Origin of the sequence: Paenarthrobacter sp. YJN-D, from assembly GCF_015040335.1 — a bacterium.
Lineage (GTDB): Bacteria > Actinomycetota > Actinomycetes > Actinomycetales > Micrococcaceae > Arthrobacter > Arthrobacter nicotinovorans.
The window spans coordinates 621,518-645,309 of sequence record NZ_CP053549.1 but is presented as its reverse complement, the minus strand read 5'-3'; the positions used below and the strand labels follow the sequence as shown (position 1 = coordinate 645,309).

The 23,792-nt window shown below is 62.5% G+C and carries 25 protein-coding genes; 11 read left to right on the top strand and 14 right to left on the bottom strand.

Annotated features, from left to right (window positions below; translation table 11 throughout):
• Positions 1–96: 96 nt before the first annotated feature.
• From HMI60_RS03015 to HMI60_RS03000, 4 genes are read left to right on the top strand one after another with little or no spacing between them, the layout of a single operon-like run.
• A complete protein-coding gene (locus tag HMI60_RS03015) occupies positions 97–600 on the top strand; it encodes a DUF3099 domain-containing protein (RefSeq protein WP_018777590.1) in 504 nt (167 codons plus the stop codon).
• The gene (locus HMI60_RS03010; RefSeq protein ID WP_018777589.1) at positions 597–869 is read left to right on the top strand and encodes a hypothetical protein; all 273 of its coding nucleotides are present in this window, start codon (positions 597–599) and stop codon (positions 867–869) included. Before HMI60_RS03015 ends, HMI60_RS03010 begins: the two co-directional genes overlap by 4 nt.
• Positions 870–1,736: an SURF1 family protein gene (locus tag HMI60_RS03005; RefSeq protein WP_079581455.1), complete on the top strand. Its 867-nt coding sequence runs from the start codon at positions 870–872 to the stop codon at positions 1,734–1,736.
• Positions 1,720–2,205 carry a YbaK/EbsC family protein gene (locus tag HMI60_RS03000; protein WP_193590536.1) on the top strand — a complete coding sequence of 162 codons (486 nt, stop codon included), beginning with the start codon at positions 1,720–1,722 and terminating at the stop codon, positions 2,203–2,205. Before HMI60_RS03005 ends, HMI60_RS03000 begins: the two co-directional genes overlap by 17 nt.
• Positions 2,206–2,233: 28 nt before the next feature.
• Here HMI60_RS03000 and HMI60_RS02995 read toward each other — a convergent pair whose 3' ends face one another.
• Entirely contained in the window at positions 2,234–3,832 is a 1,599-nt protein-coding gene (locus HMI60_RS02995; protein WP_018777586.1) for an ABC-F family ATP-binding cassette domain-containing protein, read from the bottom strand.
• A 276-nt stretch (positions 3,833–4,108) separates the two neighbouring features.
• Between HMI60_RS02995 and HMI60_RS02990 the strand changes: the two genes are divergently transcribed.
• The 3 genes from HMI60_RS02990 to HMI60_RS02980 are packed head-to-tail and all read left to right on the top strand — an operon-like array spanning position 4,109 to position 6,113.
• Positions 4,109–4,735, top strand: coding sequence for a biotin transporter BioY (locus HMI60_RS02990; RefSeq protein ID WP_064722127.1), 627 nt, complete (start codon positions 4,109–4,111; stop codon positions 4,733–4,735).
• Positions 4,732–5,469, top strand: a complete 738-nt coding sequence (locus HMI60_RS02985; protein WP_189075583.1) for an energy-coupling factor ABC transporter ATP-binding protein — start codon at positions 4,732–4,734, stop codon at positions 5,467–5,469. Before HMI60_RS02990 ends, HMI60_RS02985 begins: the two co-directional genes overlap by 4 nt.
• Positions 5,466–6,113 carry an energy-coupling factor transporter transmembrane protein EcfT gene (locus HMI60_RS02980; protein WP_018777583.1) on the top strand — a complete coding sequence of 216 codons (648 nt, stop codon included), beginning with the start codon at positions 5,466–5,468 and terminating at the stop codon, positions 6,111–6,113. The genes HMI60_RS02985 and HMI60_RS02980 overlap by 4 nt, the downstream gene beginning before the upstream one ends.
• On the opposite strand, the gene HMI60_RS02975 is transcribed toward HMI60_RS02980, so the two are convergent.
• Both HMI60_RS02975 and HMI60_RS02970 read right to left on the bottom strand, forming a co-directional pair.
• Positions 6,098–7,312 (bottom strand): thiolase family protein, encoded by a 1,215-nt coding sequence (locus HMI60_RS02975; protein WP_110504619.1) that lies wholly within the window; start codon positions 7,310–7,312, stop codon positions 6,098–6,100. The two genes, HMI60_RS02980 and HMI60_RS02975, sit on opposite strands and share 16 nt — an antisense overlap.
• Entirely contained in the window at positions 7,284–8,711 is a 1,428-nt protein-coding gene (locus HMI60_RS02970; RefSeq protein ID WP_193590535.1) for a class I adenylate-forming enzyme family protein, read from the bottom strand. The genes HMI60_RS02975 and HMI60_RS02970 overlap by 29 nt, the downstream gene beginning before the upstream one ends.
• A gap of 61 nt (positions 8,712–8,772) precedes the next feature.
• On the opposite strand from HMI60_RS02970, the gene HMI60_RS02965 reads away from it, so the two are divergent.
• The gene (locus HMI60_RS02965; RefSeq protein ID WP_018777580.1) at positions 8,773–9,675 is read left to right on the top strand and encodes a neutral zinc metallopeptidase; all 903 of its coding nucleotides are present in this window, start codon (positions 8,773–8,775) and stop codon (positions 9,673–9,675) included.
• Between the two features lie 85 nt (positions 9,676–9,760).
• Here HMI60_RS02965 and HMI60_RS02960 read toward each other — a convergent pair whose 3' ends face one another.
• The 6 genes from HMI60_RS02960 to HMI60_RS02935 are packed head-to-tail and all read right to left on the bottom strand — an operon-like array spanning position 9,761 to position 14,920.
• On the bottom strand, positions 9,761–10,093 hold the full coding sequence (locus HMI60_RS02960) for a metal-sulfur cluster assembly factor (protein WP_018777579.1): 333 nt from the start codon (positions 10,091–10,093) through the stop codon (positions 9,761–9,763).
• Between the two features lie 13 nt (positions 10,094–10,106).
• Positions 10,107–10,892 (bottom strand): Fe-S cluster assembly ATPase SufC, encoded by a 786-nt coding sequence (sufC, locus tag HMI60_RS02955; RefSeq protein WP_018777578.1) that lies wholly within the window; start codon positions 10,890–10,892, stop codon positions 10,107–10,109.
• A 43-nt stretch (positions 10,893–10,935) separates the two neighbouring features.
• Complete coding sequence (locus tag HMI60_RS02950) at positions 10,936–11,292, bottom strand: non-heme iron oxygenase ferredoxin subunit (RefSeq protein WP_018777577.1); 357 nt, start codon at positions 11,290–11,292, stop codon at positions 10,936–10,938.
• 36 nt (positions 11,293–11,328) lie between these two features.
• On the bottom strand, positions 11,329–12,633 hold the full coding sequence (gene sufD, locus HMI60_RS02945) for a Fe-S cluster assembly protein SufD (RefSeq protein WP_018777576.1): 1,305 nt from the start codon (positions 12,631–12,633) through the stop codon (positions 11,329–11,331).
• A 2-nt stretch (positions 12,634–12,635) separates the two neighbouring features.
• The gene (sufB, locus tag HMI60_RS02940; protein WP_193590534.1) at positions 12,636–14,099 is read right to left on the bottom strand and encodes a Fe-S cluster assembly protein SufB; all 1,464 of its coding nucleotides are present in this window, start codon (positions 14,097–14,099) and stop codon (positions 12,636–12,638) included.
• The gene (locus HMI60_RS02935; protein WP_193590533.1) at positions 14,099–14,920 is read right to left on the bottom strand and encodes a metalloregulator ArsR/SmtB family transcription factor; all 822 of its coding nucleotides are present in this window, start codon (positions 14,918–14,920) and stop codon (positions 14,099–14,101) included. The genes sufB and HMI60_RS02935 overlap by 1 nt, the downstream gene beginning before the upstream one ends.
• A 109-nt stretch (positions 14,921–15,029) precedes the next feature.
• Between HMI60_RS02935 and HMI60_RS02930 the strand changes: the two genes are divergently transcribed.
• The 3 genes from HMI60_RS02930 to HMI60_RS02920 are packed head-to-tail and all read left to right on the top strand — an operon-like array spanning position 15,030 to position 17,750.
• Entirely contained in the window at positions 15,030–15,995 is a 966-nt protein-coding gene (locus HMI60_RS02930; RefSeq protein ID WP_018777573.1) for an ABC transporter ATP-binding protein, read from the top strand.
• Positions 15,992–16,756 (top strand): ABC transporter permease, encoded by a 765-nt coding sequence (locus HMI60_RS02925; protein WP_018777572.1) that lies wholly within the window; start codon positions 15,992–15,994, stop codon positions 16,754–16,756. Before HMI60_RS02930 ends, HMI60_RS02925 begins: the two co-directional genes overlap by 4 nt.
• A 49-nt stretch (positions 16,757–16,805) precedes the next feature.
• Positions 16,806–17,750 carry a heme A synthase gene (locus HMI60_RS02920; protein WP_018777571.1) on the top strand — a complete coding sequence of 315 codons (945 nt, stop codon included), beginning with the start codon at positions 16,806–16,808 and terminating at the stop codon, positions 17,748–17,750.
• Positions 17,751–17,818: 68 nt separating this feature from the next.
• Here HMI60_RS02920 and HMI60_RS02915 read toward each other — a convergent pair whose 3' ends face one another.
• The 5 genes from HMI60_RS02915 to HMI60_RS02895 form a co-directional block, all read right to left on the bottom strand.
• Positions 17,819–19,765, bottom strand: coding sequence for an ATP-binding cassette domain-containing protein (locus HMI60_RS02915; protein WP_193590532.1), 1,947 nt, complete (start codon positions 19,763–19,765; stop codon positions 17,819–17,821).
• 10 nt (positions 19,766–19,775) lie between these two features.
• On the bottom strand, positions 19,776–20,942 hold the full coding sequence (locus HMI60_RS02910; RefSeq protein WP_144027616.1) for a hypothetical protein: 1,167 nt from the start codon (positions 20,940–20,942) through the stop codon (positions 19,776–19,778).
• Positions 20,929–21,633 (bottom strand): hypothetical protein, encoded by a 705-nt coding sequence (locus HMI60_RS02905; protein WP_181423289.1) that lies wholly within the window; start codon positions 21,631–21,633, stop codon positions 20,929–20,931. Before HMI60_RS02905 ends, HMI60_RS02910 begins: the two co-directional genes overlap by 14 nt.
• 205 nt (positions 21,634–21,838) lie before the next feature.
• Positions 21,839–22,219 carry a peptidase inhibitor family I36 protein gene (locus HMI60_RS02900; protein WP_193590531.1) on the bottom strand — a complete coding sequence of 127 codons (381 nt, stop codon included), beginning with the start codon at positions 22,217–22,219 and terminating at the stop codon, positions 21,839–21,841.
• A 314-nt stretch (positions 22,220–22,533) separates the two neighbouring features.
• Positions 22,534–23,496, bottom strand: a complete 963-nt coding sequence (locus HMI60_RS02895; RefSeq protein ID WP_193590530.1) for a heme o synthase — start codon at positions 23,494–23,496, stop codon at positions 22,534–22,536.
• Between the last annotated feature and the right edge of the window lie 296 nt (positions 23,497–23,792).

The following is a 23,792-nucleotide window of genomic DNA, read 5'->3' as shown; positions in this document are numbered from 1 at the left end:
TCGATCTTATCCGCCGCCTGCAGCAACCCGCGGGTAACCGGCACGCTGCGCGGTTTGGGCGGGCTATGGCCTTGGTGAGAGAATTGGAAGAGGCCTTTGGAGCGTGATGATTCAGCTGTGACACGAGAGAACAGCCCCCTGCAGCAAGTGCCCGGGGAACCGGACGCGGTCTCCAGCGACCCCGAAGTCCACAGCATCACCGATGCCGCTGCCGCGCACTCCGAGGACATGCGCGAACGAATGATCAAGTACGCCGTCGCCATGGGGATCCGCATGGTCTGCATCGTCCTGATTTTCGTCGTTGACGGCTGGTTCAAGATCATTGCCATTGCAGGCGCGGTCTTTCTACCCTGGATCGCCGTGGTCATCGCCAACGGCAACGACAAAGCCGAGGACCACAGCGATTCACTGCTGGACTATGTGGCAGTTCCGGAACTCGAGCGGTCGGACCTGCCTGACGATGACCAGGATGGCGACGCGCCCACGGTGCTTCAGGGCGAACTGGTGGACGACCCACCGGCCGAGGGAGACGCAGACCCCGGAACGAATGACCACGCAGGAGAAGCCGGCAACCCCGGCGACGGACGGACGGCTTCATGAATATCTTTAATCTTGGCAGCGCAGGCTTGGGCAGCCCGGACTCCGGTCGCGCCACAGCAGCGGCCACATGCTCCCGGAAGGGATGCCGCCAGGATGCCGGGTGGCAGCTCCTGTGGAACAATCCTCGCATCCACACGCCGGAGCGTCGAAAGGTGTGGCTTGCGTGCGATGAGCACCGTGAATGGCTTGAAGACTACTTGCAGACCCGGGGCCTCTGGAAAGAGACGGTGCCGTTTACCGATGATCCGGCAGTGAACGAGGCCCGCTGAATGTACCGTTTCCTCTTCTCCAGCAAGTGGCTGGGGTACTTCGTTTTGGCCGTGATTTTCGCGACTGCCTGTGTGTTTTTGGGGCGCTGGCAGATGGACCGCAGGGCTGAGACGCTCGCCGAAATCAATCGCGTTGTCAGCAACTATTCCGCGACGCCCATCCCCTATTCCGAGATCAAGGACCAGTTCAACGCGCTGGATCCCGAACGGGAATGGACGCAGGTCCAACTCCGCGGCAGCTACGACATAGAGGGGCAGCGCGTTGTCCGCAACCGCCCGTTGAACGGCCAGCCAGGCTACGACGTCGTGGTTCCTTTCCGCCTCACCACCGGCGAGGCGGTGGTGATCGACCGCGGCTGGCTGCCGATCGGCAACAACACACCGGGCCGTCCCGACGTCGTTCCGGCGCCTCCCACAGGCGAGGTCACCGTTGTTGCGCGCCTGAAGCCTGCCGAGCCGAAGCTTGACCGCGGGGCGGTGGATGGGCAGCTTGCCTCCATTGACCTGGCAAGCTTTGCCACTGAACTTTCCTACCCCATCGCCACCGGAGCCTACGGACAGCTGGCCAGCGAGGACCCTGCCGTGCAGCCCATGCCGACACCGTTCCCCAAACCGGCCACCGAAGAAGGAACCCACCTCTCCTACTCCCTTCAATGGTTCGCCTTTGGAGTCCTGATGTTCATTGGGTTCGGCTACGCCGCGCGCCAACAGGCCCGCAACGCTGCCATCGACGCCGAAGACGAAGAGGACGAGCAGATCATGGCCGCCGGCGGAAGCCCGAAGCGCCGTGCCCCTGCCCCGCGCAAGAACAAGCGGCCCACAGCCGAAGAAGAGGAAGACGCAATCCTGGATGCACAAGGCTACTGAACCGGCTACTGATCCCGTGGACAACGTGCGGTCGGCCCTGATAGACGGCGGCGCCAAGGACACAGTCCAAGTATTCGATGACGAGGTGCCTACGGCCGCAGCCGCAGCGGCGGTCCTTGGCTGCGAGGTGGCAGCTATTACCAACAGCCTGATATTCGATGTCGATGGCGAACCGCTGCTGATCCTTGCCAGCGGCGCTGCCAAGGTTGACACCGCACTCGTGGCAGATCAGCTTGGGACCGGCAGGATCCGGCGCGCCAAGCCTGCATTCGTGCTGGAGCACACGGGTCAGGAAGTGGGTGGAGTGGCCCCGCTGGGCCACCCCGGCAGGATCCGGACCATCCTGGATGCCTCGCTGGAACAGCACCCCGTCCTCTGGGCCGGCGCCGGCGACCACAACTCCATGTTCTCCATCAGTTATGAAGAACTCCGCAGGATCACGAACGCCGAGGAACTCCTGGTTCGTTAGCGCGATGCATGCGGGGAACCGCCGGCCCTTAGGCCAGGGTGATGAGGTCCAGGTAGTCCTCGTTCCAGTGGTCCTCGACACCGTCCGGGAGCAGCACTACCCGCTCCGGGTTCAAGGCTGACACTGCGCCTTCATCGTGGCTGACCATGACGACGGCGCCGCTGTAGTTCTTCAGCGCACCCAGGATTTCGGCACGGCTGGCAGGGTCAAGGTTGTTCGTGGGCTCGTCAAGGAGCAGCACATTGGCGCTCGAAGCCACAATCGTGGCAAGCGCCAGGCGTGTCTTCTCGCCACCGGAAAGCACTCCCGCGGGCTTGTCGACGTCGTCTCCGGAGAACAGGAACGAACCCAGGATCCCGCGGACCTCAGCGTCCTTCATGTCCGGAGCCGAGGACCTCATGTTTTCCAGCACAGTACGTTCGTGGTCCAGCGTTTCGTGCTCCTGGGCGTAATAACCCACCTTGAGTCCATGGCCCGGGATGATGTCGCCGGTATCAGGCTTGTCGACGCCGGCCAGCATACGCAGGAGGGTGGTCTTGCCGGCACCGTTGAGGCCGAGGATGACCACTTTGGAGCCGCGGTCGATGGCCAGATCCACATCCGTGAAGATTTCCAGGGAACCGTAGGACTTGCTCAGGCCCTCCGCGGTGAGCGGGGTCTTGCCGCACGGTGAAGGATCCGGGAAGCGCAGGGCGGCCACGCGATCGTTTTCACGAACCGCTTCAAGCCCGCCGAGAAGGCGTTCCGCACGTTTGGCCATGTTCTGAGCGGCAACGGCTTTGGTGGCCTTGGCGCGCATCTTGTTTGCCTGGTCGATCAGGACCTGGGCCTTCTTCTCTGCGTTGGCACGCTCGCGCTTACGGGCGCGCTCATCGGTCTCGCGCTGCTGGAGGTAACGCTTCCAGCCCATGTTGTAGTAATCGATCTGGGCGCGGTTGGCGTCCAGATGGTAGACCTTGTTGACCGTGGCCTCAAGCAGCTCCACATCGTGGCTGATCACGATCAAGCCGCCTTGGTGGTCTTTCAGGAAGTCCCGCAGCCAGGTGATGGAGTCGGCGTCGAGGTGGTTGGTCGGTTCGTCAAGCAGCAGCGTTTCGGCCGAGGAATACAGGATGCGGGCCAGTTCCACACGGCGGCGCTGGCCACCGGACAGTGTCTTGAGCGGCTGGTTGAGGATGCGCTCCGGAAGGGCCAGGTTCGAGGAAATGGCGGCAGCCTCTGCCTCCGCGGCGTACCCGCCACCGGCCAGGAACTCCGACTCCAAGCGGTCGTACCGGTTCATGGCCTTCCGTTGAATGGACGCGTCTTCGCTGGCCATCTCCTGCTGTGCCTTCTTCAGCTTTCCGACCACCACATCCAGGCCGCGGGCCGAGAGGATACGGTCGCGGGCGAGCTGTTCCATGTCAGGCGTCCGGGGATCCTGGGGCAGGTAGCCGATCTCGCCACTGCGCGTCACTTTGCCGCCTGCGGGAAGACCCTCCCCTGCCAGGACGCGCGTCAGGGTCGTCTTGCCGGCACCGTTGCGGCCGACCAGCCCGATCTTGTCCCCTTTGTCCACCCTGAAGTTGACCTGGTCCATGAGCAGGCGTGCGCCGGCGCGGAGTTCGAGTTCCTGGACGGTAATCAATTCGGGTGATGCCTTTCAATGGGGAACGCCTGCGGGGGCCGGTGGGCCCGATGAGTGCGGCGGGGTGCGGCCGTGAGAACAGCCTGTTCAAGTCTACCGGCACCCAGGGCACGGACTGACATCCTCTTCCAACAGCGGAAACTGTGCCAACGACCAAAGATTCCCCGAGCACCCTTGTAGGGAGGCTCCAAAATCCACGTCGCCCCGCATCCGTATTGTCGAAGCCAGGGGAAACAAGTACTTTCATCGCACCCATCTCATCCGTTAGGACCCGTCATGAGCAAGACCGATGCTGTCACTGTGCAGCGGCCCACCACCTCACGCAAACGCTGGAACGCAACCGATATCGGTCTCATCGCCGTCTTTGCAGCCCTCGTGGCCGCGTCGTCGATCGTACCCGGCATTCCGGTGGGCGCCCTTGGTGTGCCCATCACTTTGGTGACCCTGACCGTGATGCTCAGCGGACTGGTACTTGGCGCCGGTCGCGGCTTCGCCGCCGTCGGACTCTATGTCTTGTTGGGCCTGGCAGGTTTGCCCATCTTCAGCGGAGGCCGCAGCGGCCTGGGTATCCTCGCGAGCCCTTCGGCCGGGTACATCATCGCTTTCCCGCTGGCGGCGGCGGCCACAGGCTACCTTGCCGCCGTAGTGATCCGCAGGACCATCAAATACCGGGGACTTTGGCTGTTCGCTGCCACCATGGCCAGCAGTCTCGTTGTTGTCCATGGCCTGGGCATCCTCGGCATGATGGTCAACGCCAAACTCGACTTCAGCAAGGCACTGCTCGCTGACCTGCCGTTCCTTCCCGGGGACACCCTCAAGAACGTCCTGGCCGTGATCATCGCACTGGCAATTCACAAGGCATTCCCGGATGTCCTGGTACGTCGGGTTAAGCAGGGAAGTTGAACAGCATCAGTTTCAACGGGGTCTCGGTGCGCGTGGCTGTGGACACCGGCGACGCACCCAAGACACTGCTGCACCGGTTTTCCCTGGAGCTCACGGAGCGTCGTATCGGTGTGATCGGTGCCAATGGCTCCGGCAAGTCCACCTTTCTCCGGCTCTTCAACGGTCTGGTGGCTCCCACTGATGGAACAGTCGTGGTGCATGGCCGCAGCACGGATTCAGATGTCCGCCGCGTGCGGGCTAACGTAGGTTTCGTTTTCACAGATCCGTTGTCCCAACTGGTGATGCCGACAGGGCGGGAAGATGTTGAGTTGTCCCTGCGGCGTTCCGTCAGGAACTCCAAGGAACGTACTGCCAGGGCTGAAGCCGTCCTCGACCGCTTCGGGCTCCTCCGCGTGGCCGACCAGAGCATCTATGAACTCTCCGGCGGAGAACGCCAACTGCTCGCACTGGCCGCGGTGCTGGCCGTCAACCCCGGGGTTCTGGTCCTTGATGAACCGTCCACCCTGCTGGATCTGCGCAACCGTGAGCTCTTGCGCCGAACCATTGCGGGGCTGGACCAACAGGTCATCATGTCCACGCATGACCTCGACCTGGTTCTCGACATGGACCGCGTCCTGGTGGTGGAGGACGGTCGCATAGTGTTCGACGGCGGCGCAGCCGAAGCCGTGGCCCATTACCGTGCGCTGTGCGAAGGTACAGCAGTCGAAATGCCCGTGGAAGGATTACCGAGGTGAGGGGCCACGGCCACCTGCTCGCACAGCACGTCCCTGGCAGTTCCCTGATACACCGCACTCCCCTGTGGCTGAAATTCCTTGTGGTGGCGGCCTGCGGAACGGCGTCGTTCCTGATCGTCGACTGGGCAGTATCCCTGGCCGTCTTCATCGTCATGTGCGGGCTTTTCCTGCTCAGCGGTGCCGGGATCAAACGACTCCTGGGATCCCTCTGGATGGTCACGCCCATCCTTCTGGCCATCGGTCTTTTCCAGTGGTGGCAGTTGGGCGGACCAACAGCGGCGCGCATCGTGCTGAATGTACTGGTATGCGTCGTGGCCGCTTCAGTGCTGACCGCCACCACCCCCGTGCAGGATTTGCTGGATGGCGTGGTGTCCATCTCCAAACCATTCCGCCGGTTCGGCGCCGATCCCGAACGTTTCGCACTGACCATTGCCGTGATGCTCCGCAGCATCCCGTTTATCGCCGGCGCCTTCGCCGATGTCCGCGATTCCGCGCGCGCCCGGGGCCTTGAACGGAACCCCAGGGCCTTGGTCCTGCCCGTGTTCATCTCGACCGTGGCCTATGCACGACAGACCGGCGACGCCCTCGCTGCCAGGGGGCTGGGCGAAGCCGACGAAGCACCCTTGAGTCAGAGCCGCGAGTAACGCAAAAGGCTGGCGGTGCCCATGCCGCCGGCGATGCTGATCATCGCCAGCCCGAGGGCCCCGGACCCTGTCTCGCGGTACCGTCTCCTGGCCTGCGCCAAGAGCCGCGTCACCAGAACCGCCCCCGATGCACCGTACCCATGACCCAACGCCAGGGCACCGCCTTCACGGTTCGCCCGGGCAGGATCCAGGCCCAAGTGTTCCAGGCATGCGATTGTTTGCGATGCGAACGCCTCGTTGAACTCGATGAGGTCCAGCGTGTTTGCTGCCACACCACGACTGGCGAGCAATCGTTCGGCAGCATGGGCGGCACCAATACCCAGCAGATCCGGATCAACGCCTGCCGTGTCGTTGCCAAGCACCTCGAGTCCGTCCACCGCACCCATCGCGACTGCCCGCGCCATGGAGGTCACCACGACGGCGGACGCGGCGTCCGCGTCGAAGCACGAGTTCGCTGCCGTGACTGTTCCACCGGTCACGAAGGCGGCCGGGAAACGGGCCATCAAAGCGGGTCGCAGCGAAGGCCTGGGACCGTCATCGGACATCACGGGCCCTTCAGTGCCGCTCAGCGGGACGATTTCGTCGAAATATCGGCCCGCAGCGGCAGCCTCCACTGCGCGGCGGTGGCTGCGGAGGGCATACTCGTCCTGCCTCTCCCTGGTCACGCCGAAAGTCCTGGCAACATTTTCCGCAGCGACTCCCATGTCCGGGTCTCCGAACTGTGGCGGCACGAAGGTGGCCCGGGAGTAGAACTCCAGTCCGCCGTCGTGATCCTTGTTGGCCCTGGCCGGGGCCGTACTGATGCTTTCGACGCCGCCGGCCAGGAACAGCGGATCACCACCGGCGGCAACCAGCCGGGATGCCAGCGCTATGGCGTCCAGTCCAGAGCCGCACTGACGGTCAACCGTTAGCCCCGGGACGGTGACAGGCAAGCCGGCCTGGAGCGCGGCGTACCGGGCGAGGTTTCCACCCCCGCCCACTGCGTTGCCGATGATGACGTCGTCCACGTCCGAGGGTTCCACCGCCGTGGACTCCAGCAGCGAAGCCAGGACCGGTGCCAGGAGATCCGGCGCGCGGAGATGCTTGAGCTGCCCGTTGGCGCGGCAAACCGGCGATCGAAGGGCCGCAATGATGACAGGTTGCCGGGCGGGATCCGTTTGCGTCGCCGTGCTAACCAAGGGGCTGTGCCCTGGAATCATGGTTCTTGATCCAATCCAGCAGCACCTTACGGCTGACTTTGCCACGATCCGTCATTGGCAGTTCGGAGAGCAGGTAGAACTGCAGCGGCCACTTATCCCGCGCCAGCAGGCCGTCGAGCCCGGTGCGGAGCTGCGTCGCCGTGACGGCGCCATAGGCAGGAACGACGCCGGCAATCACCTTTTGACCGCGGATGTCGTCAGGTGCGCCGGCGGCGACCGCCACCTCGATGCCCGGCACACAGGCCATGGCCAGTTCCACCTCGTGCGGGTACACGTTCTTCCCTGAAGTGACGATCATGTCCGAACGCCGGCCGAGAATGTGGAGGACTCCCCCTCGGAGGTAGCCCTGGTCCCCTACCGTGTACCAGCCGTTGAGGCAGCGCAGGGCGTGCCCGTCGTCGCCCCACAAGTAGCCATTGCTGACCATTCCGCTGCGCACGCTGATGTTGCCGTGGGTGCCTTCGGGCAAAACGTTGCCGGCGTCGTCGAGAATGCTGAGCTCCACGCCCGGGAAAGGGGTTCCGATGCCCGTGCCCCCCACATCCAGCGGTTCACCGGCGGCCAGCCGGGTACCCGAGACGAAACTCAACTCCGAAGCGCCATAGTACTCATAAATGGCAGCATGCGGTGCCCAGCGCCTGGCAGCTTCCAGGGTCCGTGCGTCCAGCTTCGAACCGGCGCAGATGATACTGCGGATACCGGAGGCGTCCACGTCGCCCGCCAAGCCCCGTTCGCTCAGCAACCGCAGCATGGTGGGGGCAAGGACCAAGCGGGTGATGCCGTCATGGCTGATGGACGCGTGGGCGTCTCCGACATCGAATGATTCGAGGGTGTGGAACGCGGCCCCCGCGTAAAGGCACTCGGAGAGGGCATAAAGGTTCAGGCTCGCGGAAAGCGGGCCCGGCGCCAGCGTGTGGTCATCCTGCGAGAGTCCGAAGAATTCGATGGAAGCCTCGAACGAGACCTGCCACGAGCGGCGGGAACGGGTGAAGGCTTTGGGAACAGAAGTAGTACCCGAGGTCAGGCCAACCAGGAACGTGCTTGAAGGATCTCCGTCCTGCAGACCGCTCCCCATTGCGGTTCCGGCTGTTCCGGCAGTTTCGGCTGCGCCGCAGTTGCGGGATTCAACAAGGCGCGAGGCTACGTCTTCAATCATTGGAGCAGGCCAGAGGGGGTCAAGGACTGCGCAGCGTCGCTCCCCCGCGACGGCGGCAGCGTACCGCTCAACGAAGTCAACGGAGTTTGGTTCGGCCAGCACCGTCGTGGAGCCGGAGGCGGCCAGCAGTCCTGCTGCGCCGTCGCGAAGTCCGGCCCACGTGATCCGGCTGCTGCCCACGACGACGGCGGTGTCGTGCGGGCGCTCATCAGCCCAGATGTGAAGTTTGTCCAGGAAAGGCATCCAGCCAATTTTACGGCAGTGTCCGCACCCTGGCATCAAAAGTGACGTCTATTCTGTCAGTATGAGTTTCAACGATGGCGCGCAGCTTGACCCGTCCCAAGTCGAGGACCGACGTGGCGGTGGTATGGGCAGAGGGACCAAAATCGGTGGTGGCATCGGTGGTGGCATCGTGGTGCTGCTGCTCGCCCTCTTCGGTATCAATCCCAACATCCTCGGAGACCTGAGCGGTGGCGGGAGCCCGCCTCCCGCCGTCGAAAGCGGTACCGGAGCAGGGGGCGTGCAGGAGTGCCAGACCGGGGCTGACGCGGACAAGCGCCTCGACTGCCGCATCACCGGAACAGTTAACAGCCTCAACGCTTTCTGGCCCGACTACCTGGCCCAATACAATGTGAAATACTCTCGGCCAGGAACGGTCATCTTTGACCAGGCCACCAACACCGGATGCGGTCCGGCCACCACGGCTGTTGGACCATTCTACTGCCCCGCCGACGTGAAGGCCTATTTCGACCCCGGGTTCTTCGATGAACTGGTGACACGGTTTGGCTCGTCGGGCGGCCCGCTCGCCCAGGAATATGTGGTGGCCCATGAATTCGGTCACCATGTCCAGAACATCCTGGGCAACCTCGACCGGGCACAGCAGGATCCGCAAGGACCCCAGTCGGGAGGCGTTCGGGTGGAACTGCAGGCCGATTGCTATGCAGGGCTGTGGGTTCGCCACGCCACCACGCAGACTGATGCCAGCGGCAAGCCGTTCCTTGATCCCCTCACCGAGCAGGACCTGCAGGACGCGCTGTCGGCTGCCTCCGCCGTCGGAGATGACCGGATCCAGGAAGCGGCCACTGGACGGGTCTCTCCCGAATCGTGGACGCACGGATCCAGCCAACAACGGCAGAAGTGGTTCTATCAGGGCTACAGCACAGGTGATATCAACAAGTGCGACACCTTCGGAGTGGCAACCCCATAGCTTTCACGCTTAAAGAGCAGAAGGGTTCCGGGCATATAGCCCGGAACCCTTCTTTATGCCCGCATTAGCGGGCGGAAATCCCAGATCAGATGTTGAAGCCGAGAGCCCGCATCTGGTCCTTGCCGTCGTCGGTGATCCGCTCCGGACCCCACGGCGGCATCCATACCCAGTTCAGGCGCCAATCGTCAACAACTCCGTCGAGGGACTTGCCTACCTGTTCTTCAAGCACATCCGTCAGCGGGCAGGCCGCCGTGGTCAGTGTCATGTCGATCAGGAGGGCACCGTCCTCGTCCGAGTACTTGAGGCCATAGAGGAGGCCAAGGTCCACCACGTTGACTCCGAGTTCGGGGTCAATGACGTCCTTGAGCGCTTCCTCGACGTCCTCGAGGCTGGTGCGCGCCGCGTTGATTTCGGTCATGGAACGATCCTAACTAGGCCTGCACAGCAGGAGCAACGGCAACGCCGGCGCCTGGCGCGTAGCGGTCGTAGCCCTCTTCTTCAAGGCGGTCGGCAAGCTCGGGGCCACCTTCCTCGACAACCTTGCCGTCCACGAATACGTGGACGAATTCCGGCTTGATGTAGCGCAGGATGCGGGTGTAGTGGGTGATGAGCAGGGTGCCCATGTTACCGGCGTCGTGCGCACGGTTCACACCTTCGGAGACAACCTTCAAAGCATCGACGTCGAGGCCGGAGTCGGTCTCGTCCAGGATGGCGAACTTCGGCTTGAAGAGTTCCAGCTGCAGGATCTCCACGCGCTTCTTCTCACCACCGGAGAAGCCTTCGTTGACGTTGCGCTGGGCGAAGTCGGCGTCGATGCGCAGCTGCTGCATGGCAGCCTTGACGTCCTTGGTCCAGGTACGAAGTGCCGGTGCTTCGCCGTCGATCGCGGTCTTGGCGGTGCGCAGGAAGTTGGTCATGGTCACACCGGGGACCTCCACCGGGTACTGCATGGCCAGGAAGAGGCCGGCGCGGGCGCGCTCGTCAACGCTCATGTCCAGCACGTTCTCGCCGTCCAGCGTGATGGTGCCGCTGGTGACCGTGTAGCGCGGGTGGCCGGCGATCGTGGAGGCGAGGGTGGACTTGCCCGAGCCGTTGGGGCCCATGATGGCGTGGGTTTCGCCGGTCCTGATGGTCAGGCTGACGCCCTTCAGGATCTCCTTGGTGCCCTGCTCCGTCTCAATGCTGACGTGCAGGTCGTTGATCTCAAGAGTAGACATGCTCTTCTTTCTTTTCGTTCGTAAGTCTGGCGGTACTGGGCGCTCAGTAGTTCTCTACCGAAGCGCCGTTCACAACGTTGGTCACGTCCACGTAGACGTCATCGCCGTCGAGGGTGACGGCGAACACGGGCACGGGATCGTAGGCGGGCAGCTGGAGGGGTTGTCCGCTGCGGAGGTCGAACTGGGAACCGTGTCCCCAGCATTCGATTGCGCAACCTTCAACTTCGCCTTCGGACAACGAGATATCCGCATGCGAGCAGGTATCGCCAATGGCGTGGATCTCGCCCATGGAATCCCTGACGATCGCTACGGGATAGTCGTCAATGAGAACCCGCAGGGCCTGCTTGACCTGGATGTCATTGGCGTTGCATACCAGTTCGCCCTTGGTTTGTTCACTCATGCTTGTCCGGACTGCCTGTCTTTGTTGGGTTCGTCGTTAGTTCTCGGTCGCCGCGAGCTCGCGCTCAACAGCGTCCGTCAGGCGATCTTCGATGGCCGGTACGTTGATCTTCTGGATGATCTCGTTGAGGAAGCCGCGGACTACGAGCCTGCGGGCAACTTCTTCCGGAATACCGCGGGCCATGAGGTAGAAGAGGTGCTCGTCGTCGAAACGTCCGGTAGCGCTGGCGTGGCCTGCACCGGCAATGAGACCCGTCTCGATCTCCAGGTTCGGCACGGAGTCGGCGCGGCAGCCATCGGTCAGAACCAGGTTCTGGTTCTTCTCGTAGCTGTCGGTTCCTTCGGCATTCTTCTGGATCAGGACATCGCCCACCCATACGGTGTGTGCACCCTTGCCTTGCAAAGCACCCTTGTACAGCACGTTGGACACGCAGTTCGCCTGACCGTGGTCAACGAACGTGCGGTGCTCAAGGTGCTGGCCGGCGTCTGCGAAGTACAGGCCGAAGAGTTCAACCTCGCCACCCGGAGCAGCAAAGCGTGCAGTCGGGGTGACACGGACGAGGTCTCCACCGAGGCTGACCACGATGTGCTTGAACTTGGCATCGCGGCCGATCTTCGCCTGCTGGGACGAAGCATGAACGGAGTCATCGTTCCATTCCTGCAGGGACACGACGGTCAGCTCTGCGCCATCCTCAAGAACGATTTCCACGTTCTCCGACACAACGGCAGAACCTTCGTGGCCGAGGACCAGGACACCCTTGGAGAACTTCTCCGCCACCACAACGATGTGCTGGGCAGCGGCATCGGTACCGGCGCCGGTCAAGGTAACCGTGATTTCCGACTCGAGCGTGGTCTCCGAGGGAACCGTGATCACAGTGGCTTCCTTGAAGCCGGACCAGGCGTTGGCAGAAACACGGTCTTCCGGAATGCCGGCCAAGCCGATGCGGCGGTCATCACGGCCGACAGTTTCGACAGTGACGCCGGCGGGTGCGGAAACCGTGACAGCCGGTGCCGCGCCGATAAGGGCTTCGGAGTGCAGCCCACGGAGACGACGAAGCGGAGTAAACCGCCAGTCCTCTTCGAGTCCGGTCAGTGCCTTGAAATCGTCAAGGTTGTACGAGGTGAGACGGCCGGCGCGGGAGCTGTCCGGGACGCCTACCCCGCCACCGTGGGAGTGGCTCTTGGACGAAGCGCCCGCGAGCGGACCCGCCGACGGCTTTGCCGCCGTCGAACCGTCAGCGTTGATGGGCGAGAGGTTCTCGCCTTCCTCCGTGAAGCCGTCGATAAAGGGCTGTGCTGAAGGCGCGCCGATGCGGGCCTTTTCAGTAGTGATATCAGTCATTATTAACCGACGGATCCTTCCATCTGAAGTTCAATCAAGCGGTTCAGCTCAAGGGCATATTCCATGGGCAGCTCGCGGGCGATCGGCTCGATAAAGCCGCGCACGATCATGGCCATGGCCTCGTCCTCCGGCATTCCGCGGGACATCAGGTAGAAGAGCTGTTCTTCGCTGACACGGGAAACGGTGGCCTCGTGGCCGAGTACGACGTCATCCTCACGGATGTCGATGTACGGGTACGTGTCCGACCGCGAAATGGTGTCCACCAGCAGCGCGTCACAGCGGACCGTGTTGGCAGAGTGCTTGGCACCCTCGCGGACCTGGACCAAGCCGCGGTAGGCAGCGCGACCACCACCACGGGCGACAGATTTGGAAATGATGGAACTCTTGGTGTTCGGCGCGATGTGGACCATCTTTGAGCCGGTGTCCTGGTGCTGGCCCTCGCCTGCGAAAGCGATGGACAGCGTCTCGCCCTTGGCGTGCTCGCCAACGAGGTAGACGGCCGGGTACTTCATGGTCACCTTGGAGCCGATGTTGCCATCGACCCACTCCATGGTGGCGCCCTCTTCGCAGAGGGCACGCTTGGTGACCAGGTTGTACACGTTGTTGGACCAGTTCTGGATGGTCGTGTAGCGGACGCGTGCGCCCTTCTTCACGATGATCTCCACGACCGCGGAGTGCAGCGAGTCCGAGGTGTAGATCGGAGCCGTGCAACCTTCGATGTAGTGAACGTAGGAGTCCTCATCGGCGATGATCAAGGTGCGCTCGAACTGGCCCATGTTCTCCGTGTTGATACGGAAGTAGGCCTGGAGCGGGATGTCGACGTGCACACCCTTGGGCACATACACGAATGATCCGCCGGACCAAACAGCTGTGTTCAGCGATGCGAACTTGTTGTCGCCCACGGGGATGATGGTGCCGAAGTACTCCTGGAAGATCTCAGGGTGCTCACGCAGCGCGGTGTCGGTGTCCAGGAAGATGACGCCCTGGGCTTCCAGGTCCTCACGGATCTGGTGGTAGACAACCTCGGACTCGTACTGGGCGGCCACGCCCGAGACGAGGCGGCTGCGCTCAGCTTCCGGAATACCCAGTTTCTCGTAGGTGTTCCGGATGTCCTCGGGAAGGTCTTCCCAGGTTGCCGCCTGCTTTTCGGTGGAGCGCACGAAGTACTTGATGTTATCGAAATCGATGCCCGAGAGGTCCGCACCCCAGGTAGGCATGGGTTTGCGGTCGAAGTACTTCAGGCCTTTGAGGCGCAGATCGAGCATCCATTCGGGCTCGTTCTTCTTCGAGGAGATGTCGCGGACGACCTCCTCGTTGAGGCCACGACGGGCATTGGCGCCTACGTCGTTCTTGTCGGCCCAGCCGTACTCGTAGTTTCCGATACCGTGCAGTTCGGGATTCTTCTCCAGAATCTCCGAGATCACAGTGCCGTCGGCTACCGCTTTCTCTGCTATTTGGTCCGTCATCACGGCCTTTCTTGCTGGTTGTTAGATTCCTGATACGGGCTCTTGGGTTGCACTTCGGCGCCTGGGGGCACCGTGGCAGCCAATCGCCCGGTAGGTATGTGGGTGGTGCAAACATGTCCGCCCTGCGCGAGCGTCGAGAGGCGCCGGACGTCGACTCCCACCAAACGGGAGAAGACCTTGGTCTCGGCATCGCAGAACACCGGGAACTCCGCGGCGAGACGTTGAATGGGGCAATGCCCTTGGCACAGCTGAACGCTGGACAACGCTGCGGGCAACGGCGCCTTGGCTTCGATGGAATGGGCGGAGGCAACAAAGCCGTCGCGGCTCAATGCCTTGGATAGTGCCATGGCCCTGGCGGTGATGTCGTCCCCTGCGGCCTGGACTTCCGGTGCATAGCGCCTTTCCATGTCCGCGAAACGCTCTTCCGCATACTCCCGGACAGCATCCTCGCCGGCAAGTTCCTGGAGGCGACGCAGGGCCGAGCTTGCGATGTTCAGGTAGTCATCGCCCAGCTTGGACTGCCCCTGTGAACTCAGGACATAGCGACGCGCGGGCCGACCGGCGCCTGAACCGGCCTTGGCAACACGCTTGACCTCAATGACGCCACTGCGTTCAAGATGGTCAAGGTGCCTGCGAACGGCGGCGGGGGTAAATCCGAGGAGATCTCCCAGCTCGGCTGCGCTGACAGGACCATTCTCGAGCACGGCGCTGAGGACGCGGTCACGGGTGCGGTCATCCGCGTCCGGCAGCGAGGGTGAGGCAACAAGGGCCTCTCCCTCTGCAGCATGCCGCTTTTGGGGCATGGATACTGGACTGCTCATGGAATACACAACACAATCATGTCGTAATTTGTTTCACGCATCCAGTAAGGCAAGACTGACCTTGGCTCCGCGCCAAGTGTGACCGTACTACTTCACGTAGAATACTTTGGTGCGCTCACCCGAATCTCCTGTCCTCACCATAGACGGACTCATCAAGGATGTAGGCCCTTTGGCCTCCCTCGACGGCAAAATGTTACGGGTGGTCAGTGGACTGTCCCTGGTGGCAGAGCGTGGCCAGGTAACCGCACTTCTTGGTGCGAACGGGGCCGGCAAGACCACCACGCTGGAGTGTGCCCAGGGCCTGCAGAAGCGAACCGGTGGCTCCATCACCCTTCTGGGGGCGGATCCGGATACTGCAGGTGCTGAACTGCGCGCCCGGGTAGGCGTGATGCTCCAGGACGGTGGCCTGCCGCCGTCGGCCCGTCCGATCCCGCTGTTGCGCCACGTGGCCGGCATGTACAAGAACCCCATGAACGTCGATGCCCTGGTGGAGCGGCTGGGCATCAACCAGTTCAGCAGGACCGGGGTGCGGCGTCTTTCCGGGGGTCAAAAGCAACGGCTGGCGTTGGCGGCAGCCCTCGTTGGAAACCCGGAGATCCTGTTCCTTGATGAGCCCAGTGCCGGGCTCGATCCGCAGTCGCGGCAAATGGTGTTCGAACTTATTGCCGAACTGCGGGACGCGGGCATGGGAATCGTTCTCACCACGCATCTGATGGACGACGCCGAGCGGCTGGCGGACTACGTCTACATCATCGACGGCGGACACAACGTGGCGGAAGGGACAGTGGCTGAACTCCTCAGGCATGACCACTCCGCCGAATCCGGAGCGTCAGACCGGACTCTGTACTTCGATGCTCCTGCAGGTCTCGACTTCGCAGGCGTAGTGGGAGCCGGGCTCCGCATTACCGAGTCCCGCTCCGGAAGTTACGCCATTGCCGGCGCCATAACTCCCGCTGACCTCGCCGGGCTGACTGCCTGGTGGGCAGAACGGAACATCATGCCTGCATCGCTGCGCCTGGAATCACGAAGCCTCGAGGACGTCTTCCTCGACATCTCCGGAAGGGACCTCCGATGACCGGCCTACTCGCTCCCAACGCAGGTCCGGCGTCCCTGCCCCGCCGCATCATGCAGCAGGGACGATACGAAACCATCACCATGCTGCGCAACGGTGAGCAGCTCATCCTCGCCATCGTCCTTCCGTTGATGGCCTTGGTGGGCCTGGTGGTGACCCCGCTGCTGGACGGTCTCGGTCCCTCGCGGGTAGATACCGCTACGCCGGGCATCCTGGCTCTTTGCGCCATGTCCACCGCGTTTACCGGACAAGGCATTGCCACAGGATTTGATCGCCGCTACGGGGTGCTCCGCTTCCTCTCCACCACCCCGCTTGGCAGGGGCGGCCTCATTGCAGGGAAGATCCTTGCCGTGCTGGTGGTCCTTGCCCTCCAGGTCCTGGTGGTTGGCGCCGTGGCAGGTTTCCTTGGATGGCAGCCACGCCCGGAAGCCTGGCTTCCCGGGCTGGGCCTGCTCGTCCTTGGGGCAGCAGCTTTCACGGCTCTCGGTTTGCTGGTGGCCGGCACTGTGCGGCCCGAGGCTACGCTCGCCATTACCAATTTGCTCTGGATCCTGCTGGGTGCGCTGGGCGGAATCGTCGTACCGGCCGATCGCCTGCCGGCGGTTCTGCAGGGCATTGTGCATTTCCTGCCTTCCGGGGCACTTGGGCAAGGACTGAGGGATGCCTTCCTTCAGGGCACCATTCCCTTGTCTGCCGTTGTGATCCTGCTGCTGTGGACCGTGCTGGCAGGCGGCGCGGCCATCCGCTGGTTCAAATGGAACTAAGCAAATCCGAGCAAAACTGATCCGAGCAGAACTAAGAAGTGAGAAAACTGTGAGCACGGCATCCCGCCTCCCGAAAACCGTCCAGCAATGGACATCCAAACTGCCCACCGAGGTCAACTCGGCCGTACGTCGCTTGGCGTTGCTGTCGCTCATCGGGCAGACCATCCTGGTGGTGACAGGGGGCGCCGTACGGCTTACGGCATCCGGTTTGGGCTGCCCTACGTGGCCCCGCTGCACCAACGACTCCTTGGTCAATACCCCCGAAATGGGTATCCACGGTTTCATTGAGTTCGGCAACCGCCTGCTCACCTTCGCCCTGGCCGCCGTCGCCGCGCTCATGCTGGTGTACCTGTGGAACCTCCGCAAGCAGCGCCGGGACCTCTTCCTGCTGGCACTTGGCCTTCTTGCCAGCATCCCGGCGCAGGCCATTATTGGCGGGATCACCGTGCTCTCCAACCTCAACCCCTGGGTTGTGGGCCTGCATTTCCTTGTCTCGATGGCACTCGTTGTCTTCGCAACTTTGCTGGTCAACAGGGCCTACGGGCGAACGGGCCGATTCATGAACAGGACCCTGCCGGCACTACCTTCAGTAACTCGTCCCCTGATGATGGCGGTTGCCGTGTTCTCCGCCATCGCTGTCATGCTCGGCGTCGTGGTCACAGGAGCCGGCCCGCACGCCGGGGACGCCGATGCTCCGAGGAATGACCTCGATTGGGATCTCTTCTCACACATCCACGCCATTCCCGCCTACCTCATCACGGCCGGCACCCTCCTCGCCGTGTTCCTGGTGGTCCGGCGCAGGATCAGTGGTCCGTTCCGCACTGCTGCCTTCCTCTTGCTGGGCGTGACGTTGCTGCAGGCAGTCATTGGCTTCACCCAGTACTACAACGGCATTCCGGCGCTTCTGGTGGGCGCGCACATGCTGGGCGCTGCGCTGCTGATGAGCGCTGCCACGAATGCAGCGGACGTCGCCAAACACAGTCCGGTCGGCTAGGCGTACTTGTCGGGTTGGGAACAGGCCCTCGGGTAACGCGCTTCTGGTAGCTGGTTACCTGCCAGTAGCTAGAGGCGAATCAACTGGGCTGGGTCGGCCCTGGATGCAACGAGGGCAGGGTACGCGGCAGCGATGGTGCCGCTCAGGGTGCCTGCGCCGATTCCCCAGAATGCGGCAAACCCTGGAATGGCCGGCACCCAGCCCTCACTCGCCGCATAGCTAAGGACAGCGGCCATTCCAATGGCGGCCCCTGCTGCGCCGCCGATCGCCCCGACGATGGCCCCTTCCAGGAGAAACATGCAGCCCAGCGGCCAGCGCCGCATACCGAGGGCCCGCCTCAAGGCGATCTCATTGAACCTCGCTGTCACTCCGAGATACATCGTCGTGCCTGCGCTGAGGCACGCGATGGCCAACAGGACGACGGAGACGATCGCTACCAGTCGGCCGAGATCCGAATTGATTCCTTGCTTGAGTTCGCGTAGGTCAGCCACGGTCTCAACCTTGACGGCGCCCGTTTCGGTGGGATTTAGCGCCTTGGGGATTGCCTCGGCAATTGCGGCAGGCATTCCGGGGTCCGTGCGCAAAACCAGGCTGGCCGCCATTCTGTCTGTGACGGAATAGGATCCGAGTCCCACCACCACAGCTTCGGTCAGAATGGGGTCCCGTCCCGGGTCCGTAATGAGGCCGACCACCGGAACAGGTTGCCCAAAGAGCCAGACGACGGCGCCGGGCCCAGGGGTGCCGATGCCCAGATCCTGCGCTGCTCCTCGACCGATAAATGCCACTGGACCACCAAATGATTGATCGAGCAGGGCCGGGTCACCGAACGAAACCGTTGCGCCTTGTATCGCCAGATAGCCGGAGTCCGCCACTCTGACTGCCCCACCAAATACGGGTTGATCAGGAAAAGTGCCTGGGCGGAAGGTTGACGGGAGGACAACCGAAGCCGATAGCTCGGCGACAATTCCGCCTCCCCGGACTCCCTTAAGCTGCTTTGCTCGTCCGAGGTCGGATCGGACCGCATCCCAGGATGGGTACCCGCCGTCGCGGTTTACTCGGACTTCATCGCTGGCGGCGTCGTCAATGCGGTCCGCGACCTTGACGGCGGCGCTTTCGCTAAGACCGATGGCTGCGACCAAGCCACCGCTGCCGATGAGAAAAGCCAGAACCAAGAGCAGTGCCTTCCCGGGTCGTCCGGTAAGGGCGGAGAGTGCCTCGGCAACGAGGTCGGTGAACTCACTTATGCGCTGACGCTTGAGGGCGGACGCGGATGGGGAAACCTGTGCGTCCGTCGCCGTCGCTTGACGGATCGCCGCTCCTGTATCGCTGATCACCTGGCCGTCCCGCATCGTGATGACTCTGTCTGCGGAGCCGGCAATGCCCGGATCATGAGTGACCATGATGACGGTGGTCCCGCCCTCGCGAAGCTCGCGTAAGTGCTGCAGCACAATCGCGCCGTTGGCTGTGTCGAGGCTTCCAGTGGGCTCGTCAGCGAGGATAACGTCTGGATCACCGACGACAGCGCGGGCGATTGCGAGCCGTTGCCGTTCACCGCCAGAGAGCATCGCCGCCGGTGTGCCCACGCGATGGTCGAGGCCAAAACGATGTAATTGCGGCCAGACCAGCGATTTCTGAAGCGCCGCCTTTATCCCCCGGGCGCGAAGACCCAGCGTGGCGTTGCGTGCTGTTGAGTCGCGTCCCACCACATGGGAGTCCTGAAAGACAAAGCCAAATGTACGGGCCCTGCTTTCAGCGCGTTGGCCCTCGTTGAATCCTGCCGTGTTCGCGCCGCTAAGGAGGTAGGTGCCGCTGGTCGCCGTATCCAAAAGGCCCAGGATGTTGAGGAGCGTCGACTTGCCGGAACCTGAAAGTCCCACGATCGCTACAAATTCCCCCGCATGGATATCCAGGTCGATGCTTCTGAGCGCTTCCGTTCCCGAAAAGGAGCGGGTGACCCCACGCAGGCTTAGGAGCGCCGGCCGACCGTTCGGGTCGCACTTTGCTGGTTCAGGCACAGTTGTTCGATCATGGGAGTCGGACATGATCCCCTTCCGCAATGGACGGGACATCTGCCAGGGCAGCCCACCCGTCGGCTTGGCCCGTCACAGAGACATCCACGCGTCGGACATCTGGGCCGGCCTCAACCTCAACGAAGGCACTGCCCCGCTCCTGACGGATTGCGATCAGAGGGACCGCCAAGGTTTCAGGGGCCGCGGTGATGGCAGTGACCGTTAGTGTCTGCCCGGACGAAAACCCTGCACTGCCGGCCGTCAGCGGCAGCGTTATGTCCTTTCCCGGAATGTCGCTGCTGTCTTTTCCTCCTGCGATGAAAGCACTTACTCCGGCAACCTTTGTGTCAAGGGTTGCCGATCCGGCACGGACTGTCACAGCTGCACCCACGGGGAATGACTCCGCCTGCAGCACGTCGGCACGCGCGACGATGGTGTCAGGGGCGATGGTTACGTTGGCGACGATGCCGTCCTCTCCGAGGACAGTTCCCGGTTGTGCAATAGTTGCGATCTTTCCAACATCGCCAGGGATCTGGACGAATTCCTGCCAGCGGAAGATGACAGCCGAAGTGTTGGTATCGTCGCCGTGATTATCGGCCGACACCTCCGTGGGCGCCTTTGAGCCAGCAGCCAGGTACCAATTGGAGAGTGCCAGCTGGGTTCCGTGGTCGAATACACCGCTGGCGGGCACAGGAAATCCAAAATTGGTGAGCGCCTCCTGGAGACCTTTGACGTCAGGCCCGGACTGACCCGGTGAAATGTCCCGGTAGAGCGGGACGGCGGACGGCATGACAAGGAGTGGGCGGCCGGAGACGACGGCCACAAGTTGCCCAGGCAGGAGCTCGTCGCCAGGTGACTTGGCAGCAGACGTCACCACCAGGCGGGCAATTCCGCTGGAGGCGGCAGCCTTGATGGCTGACTGTGTCCCAGGGACGACCTTGCCGGACAAGACGACCTGCTTTATGACGGCGCGCCTCTCCACAGTGGCGGATACAGGAACCGTTTGCTGGGAGGCCTGAGGTGACTCGGCACTCTCCGCCGCGCTGATACCTGCCCAGTAGGCGGCCCCCAGCCCGCCCACTACCAGCACCAAGACGCACGGGAGGAGCCACCATCGCGGAATGCGCCGCATTGCAGAGTTGAGCTGGGTTTCAGGGTTCTGCATGGTTTCAGAGCTTGGCATCGGCCACCCCGTGGTCCCTCAGCACCTGCTTGGCCCGTTCGACGGATGCAGCTTTCTGGCTAGCGACTTCATTGAGCTCGGCCTGATGGTCTTTCATTTGCGCGGCCTCGTACTGGGCGAGGATGTCATACGGAAGCTGTGCCCCTCCGCTAGAGTCCTTGCATTCGACATCAAGCAATGCCATCCGAACTTCCTCTTCTTTGGACGCTGCGCCTTGGAAAGACCACGAATCCGAGCCGGCGAGCTTCAAACCCTTGGCCGCCACGCAGTCCTCCCATGCCCGCCGATATGACAGGTAATCCGGGTCTCGATCAGTTAAGGCCAAGGAAGTCTGAACTATCCTGTTCTGAACCGACTGATCGACGGCCAATCCTTCGAGGAGCTCCGGAAACCCCGCCCGTCCAACAGAGTTGTAGCATTTGGTTTCGGCTTCCTGTTGTCGTGCAGTGACGGGAGATCGCTCGGGCTGCGCGTCCAGCACGCCCGGGATTTTGCGGATTTCCGGGCTGAACCCGTTCCTCGCGGCAAGGGCCCGGGACCACTGACCGTAACTGCGGTCCTGCAGTGCCTTACCGGCTCCACCCCGCGGAGCCCCGCCGAAGCCCGCATCTTCGACGCAATCGTAGATAAGGAATGCGACCGCGGTGTTGACGATGAGGTTCTCTCGATCCGAGTACCAATAGCTGCTCATGGGGAGGAGGACTTCGCCGGTGATCTCGTTGAGAGAAGCCCTTGCCCCCGCTCCGTCAGAACGGTCGACGATCGGAAGCCTGCCATTGGAACCGCGGTCTGGCGGTGAAGCTGGAGGTGCTGAACAAGCTGCTCCCAACAGAGCCACTATCGTGACGATGACAGCAAAAACCGCGGCGAGACCACCGGCCCGGGTCCTCAAGAACTCAGCCCCAAACACTTGAGATTTCGTCATCCCAATTCACGCCGGGAATCATGGCACTGCCACGCAGATCATTCATTGCGTTGCCGCCCCGGGAGATTATGGCGTGGCCGTCATGGTTGGCATCCCGATAGAAGTACACGTAGGGCGAGGCCCAGTCTGACGGCGGCCCAACTACCAAGGAACTGGCTTGGTCATTTGCGGCGTTGCCGACGTAGGAAGTTACCCAGCCGAAGGTGCGTTGGGTTCCTGTGAACCAATAGTTGTCATAGAGGCACACCCTGGCCGTTGAGCAAGCTGGGGCGGCTTGGGCTGCGCTCACTCCTGTCAGGCCCGAGGCTGACGCTACTGCCAAAACACCCGCTGTGCGAAGTACCGCTTTCATGATTTGCCCAATGCTCGAGTGGAATCGGAACAACTTGTTCCTCTAGGAACCGTAGGTCTCCAAAGGCACCACCTAGACGCAAAAGAGGCTTATCTAGGTGGTGATTTCATCAACTTTGAGTGGTCAGATCGCCAAAATAGGTGGTGTGAGCACTCCATCTAGGTGCTCAGCGGTGGGTCCAAGCGGTCGGGATGTGAGCGAGCGATGGCCTCAAGCGGTAGGGATGTGAGCGAGCGATGGGGGAAACGGAACGACGTCGGCACTCAGGTGAGTGCCGACGTCGTCGGATATTGCTGCGGGACGGAGGGGTGGAATCAGCCGCCGATGATCGGGGAACCGATGAACGGATCCACAGCCAAGGCGATGAAAAGGAGTGTCAGGTAGCTGATGGAGCCGTGGAAGACCTTCATGGCGCCCTTGTTGGAGACATCGCCGCCCTGCGCACGCTTGTAGAGGGCGTGGCTTTCGTAGAGGAACCATGCACCGGCCGCCACAGCAACGATCGTGTAGACCCAGCCCGCGCCTCCGACCGGAATCATCAGCAGCGAACAGGCAACCATGGCCCAGGCGTAGAGGACTACCTGCACCGAAACGACCTTGGCACCGGCGATCGCACCGAGCATGGGTACCTTGGCGTTGCGGTAATCCTCGCCGTAACGCATGGACAGGGGCCAGTAGTGCGGAGGCGTCCACAGGAAGATGACCATGAAGAGGACGATTGCGGGCCATTCGACAGTGTTGGTGACCGCGGCCCAGGCAATGAGGACCGGGAAGCAGCCCGCCGCGCCGCCCCAAACAATGTTCTGGGCTGTGCGGCGCTTGAGGATCATCGTGTAGATGACCACGTAGAACACGATGGCGCCAAGTCCAAGCCAGGCGGAAAGCGGGTTTGCGCCGAACCACAGGATGACGATGGACGCGGCACCAAGGATCCAAGCGAAAACGAGGGCTTCCCGGGGGGAGACTTCGCCTGTCACCAGCGGGCGCTTTTCGGTGCGGTGCATCAGTTTGTCGATGTCGCGGTCGATGTAGCAGTTGAACACACCGGCGCTGCCGGCTGCGAAGGCGCCGCCGACGAGGGTTGCCAGGATCAGGCCGATGGAGGGGAAGCCGCGCTGCGCAAAGATCATGGTGGGCAGGGTGCTGACCAGGAGCAGCTCGATGACACGGGGTTTGGTCAGAGCCAGATACGCCTTTAATTTACGGGAAGTTCCGATGCTTCCCCGGGCCGGGGAAGCGTTGACGGGCGTATCAGTTGTGCTCACGGCGGCAGTCACTCTGTTCTATGCTCTGGGGTTCTCGCAGCGGATGTCGTCCCGGCTTTCGAAAGCAAACACGGGCGCATGAACCGCTGGTGGCCTCCAAATATCATACCGTGGCCGGAAGAGGCCCGATGTCCGCAAAATACGCCAATGTTTCCGAATCTTCACTGCTCCCGGGGGCAATCGTGATTCATATAAGGGAATTTCTGTCCAGTTAGTGGGATTCCCTGAGTTCCATGACACGTTTGGGGCTAAGCTGTTGAGCAGAACAGCACACGTTGATCATCCGGGAAACCGTATTCTCGGATATC

What these genes read in the sequence shown, in the direction of transcription:
- HMI60_RS02970 (WP_193590535.1), bottom strand. Translation starts at nt 8,711, where the DNA reads ATGCCTTTCCTGGACAAACTTCACATCTGGGCTGATGAGCGCCCGCAC.
- HMI60_RS02960 (WP_018777579.1), bottom strand. Translation starts at nt 10,093, where the DNA reads ATGACCGAAATCAACGCGGCGCGCACCAGCCTCGAGGACGTCGAGGAA.
- HMI60_RS02935 (WP_193590533.1), bottom strand. Translation starts at nt 14,920, where the DNA reads ATGAGCAGTCCAGTATCCATGCCCCAAAAGCGGCATGCTGCAGAGGGA.
- sufD (WP_018777576.1), bottom strand. Translation starts at nt 12,633, where the DNA reads ATGACTGATATCACTACTGAAAAGGCCCGCATCGGCGCGCCTTCAGCA.
- HMI60_RS02900 (WP_193590531.1), bottom strand. Translation starts at nt 22,219, where the DNA reads ATGAAAGCGGTACTTCGCACAGCGGGTGTTTTGGCAGTAGCGTCAGCC.
- HMI60_RS02925 (WP_018777572.1), top strand. Translation starts at nt 15,992, where the DNA reads ATGACCGGCCTACTCGCTCCCAACGCAGGTCCGGCGTCCCTGCCCCGC.
- HMI60_RS03000 (WP_193590536.1), top strand. Translation starts at nt 1,720, where the DNA reads ATGCACAAGGCTACTGAACCGGCTACTGATCCCGTGGACAACGTGCGG.
- HMI60_RS03010 (WP_018777589.1), top strand. Translation starts at nt 597, where the DNA reads ATGAATATCTTTAATCTTGGCAGCGCAGGCTTGGGCAGCCCGGACTCC.
- HMI60_RS02950 (WP_018777577.1), bottom strand. Translation starts at nt 11,292, where the DNA reads ATGAGTGAACAAACCAAGGGCGAACTGGTATGCAACGCCAATGACATC.
- HMI60_RS02990 (WP_064722127.1), top strand. Translation starts at nt 4,109, where the DNA reads ATGAGCAAGACCGATGCTGTCACTGTGCAGCGGCCCACCACCTCACGC.
- HMI60_RS02965 (WP_018777580.1), top strand. Translation starts at nt 8,773, where the DNA reads ATGAGTTTCAACGATGGCGCGCAGCTTGACCCGTCCCAAGTCGAGGAC.
- HMI60_RS03005 (WP_079581455.1), top strand. Translation starts at nt 870, where the DNA reads ATGTACCGTTTCCTCTTCTCCAGCAAGTGGCTGGGGTACTTCGTTTTG.
- HMI60_RS02975 (WP_110504619.1), bottom strand. Translation starts at nt 7,312, where the DNA reads ATGATTCCAGGGCACAGCCCCTTGGTTAGCACGGCGACGCAAACGGAT.
- sufB (WP_193590534.1), bottom strand. Translation starts at nt 14,099, where the DNA reads ATGACGGACCAAATAGCAGAGAAAGCGGTAGCCGACGGCACTGTGATC.
- sufC (WP_018777578.1), bottom strand. Translation starts at nt 10,892, where the DNA reads ATGTCTACTCTTGAGATCAACGACCTGCACGTCAGCATTGAGACGGAG.
- HMI60_RS02905 (WP_181423289.1), bottom strand. Translation starts at nt 21,633, where the DNA reads ATGAGCAGCTATTGGTACTCGGATCGAGAGAACCTCATCGTCAACACC.
- HMI60_RS02910 (WP_144027616.1), bottom strand. Translation starts at nt 20,942, where the DNA reads ATGCCAAGCTCTGAAACCATGCAGAACCCTGAAACCCAGCTCAACTCT.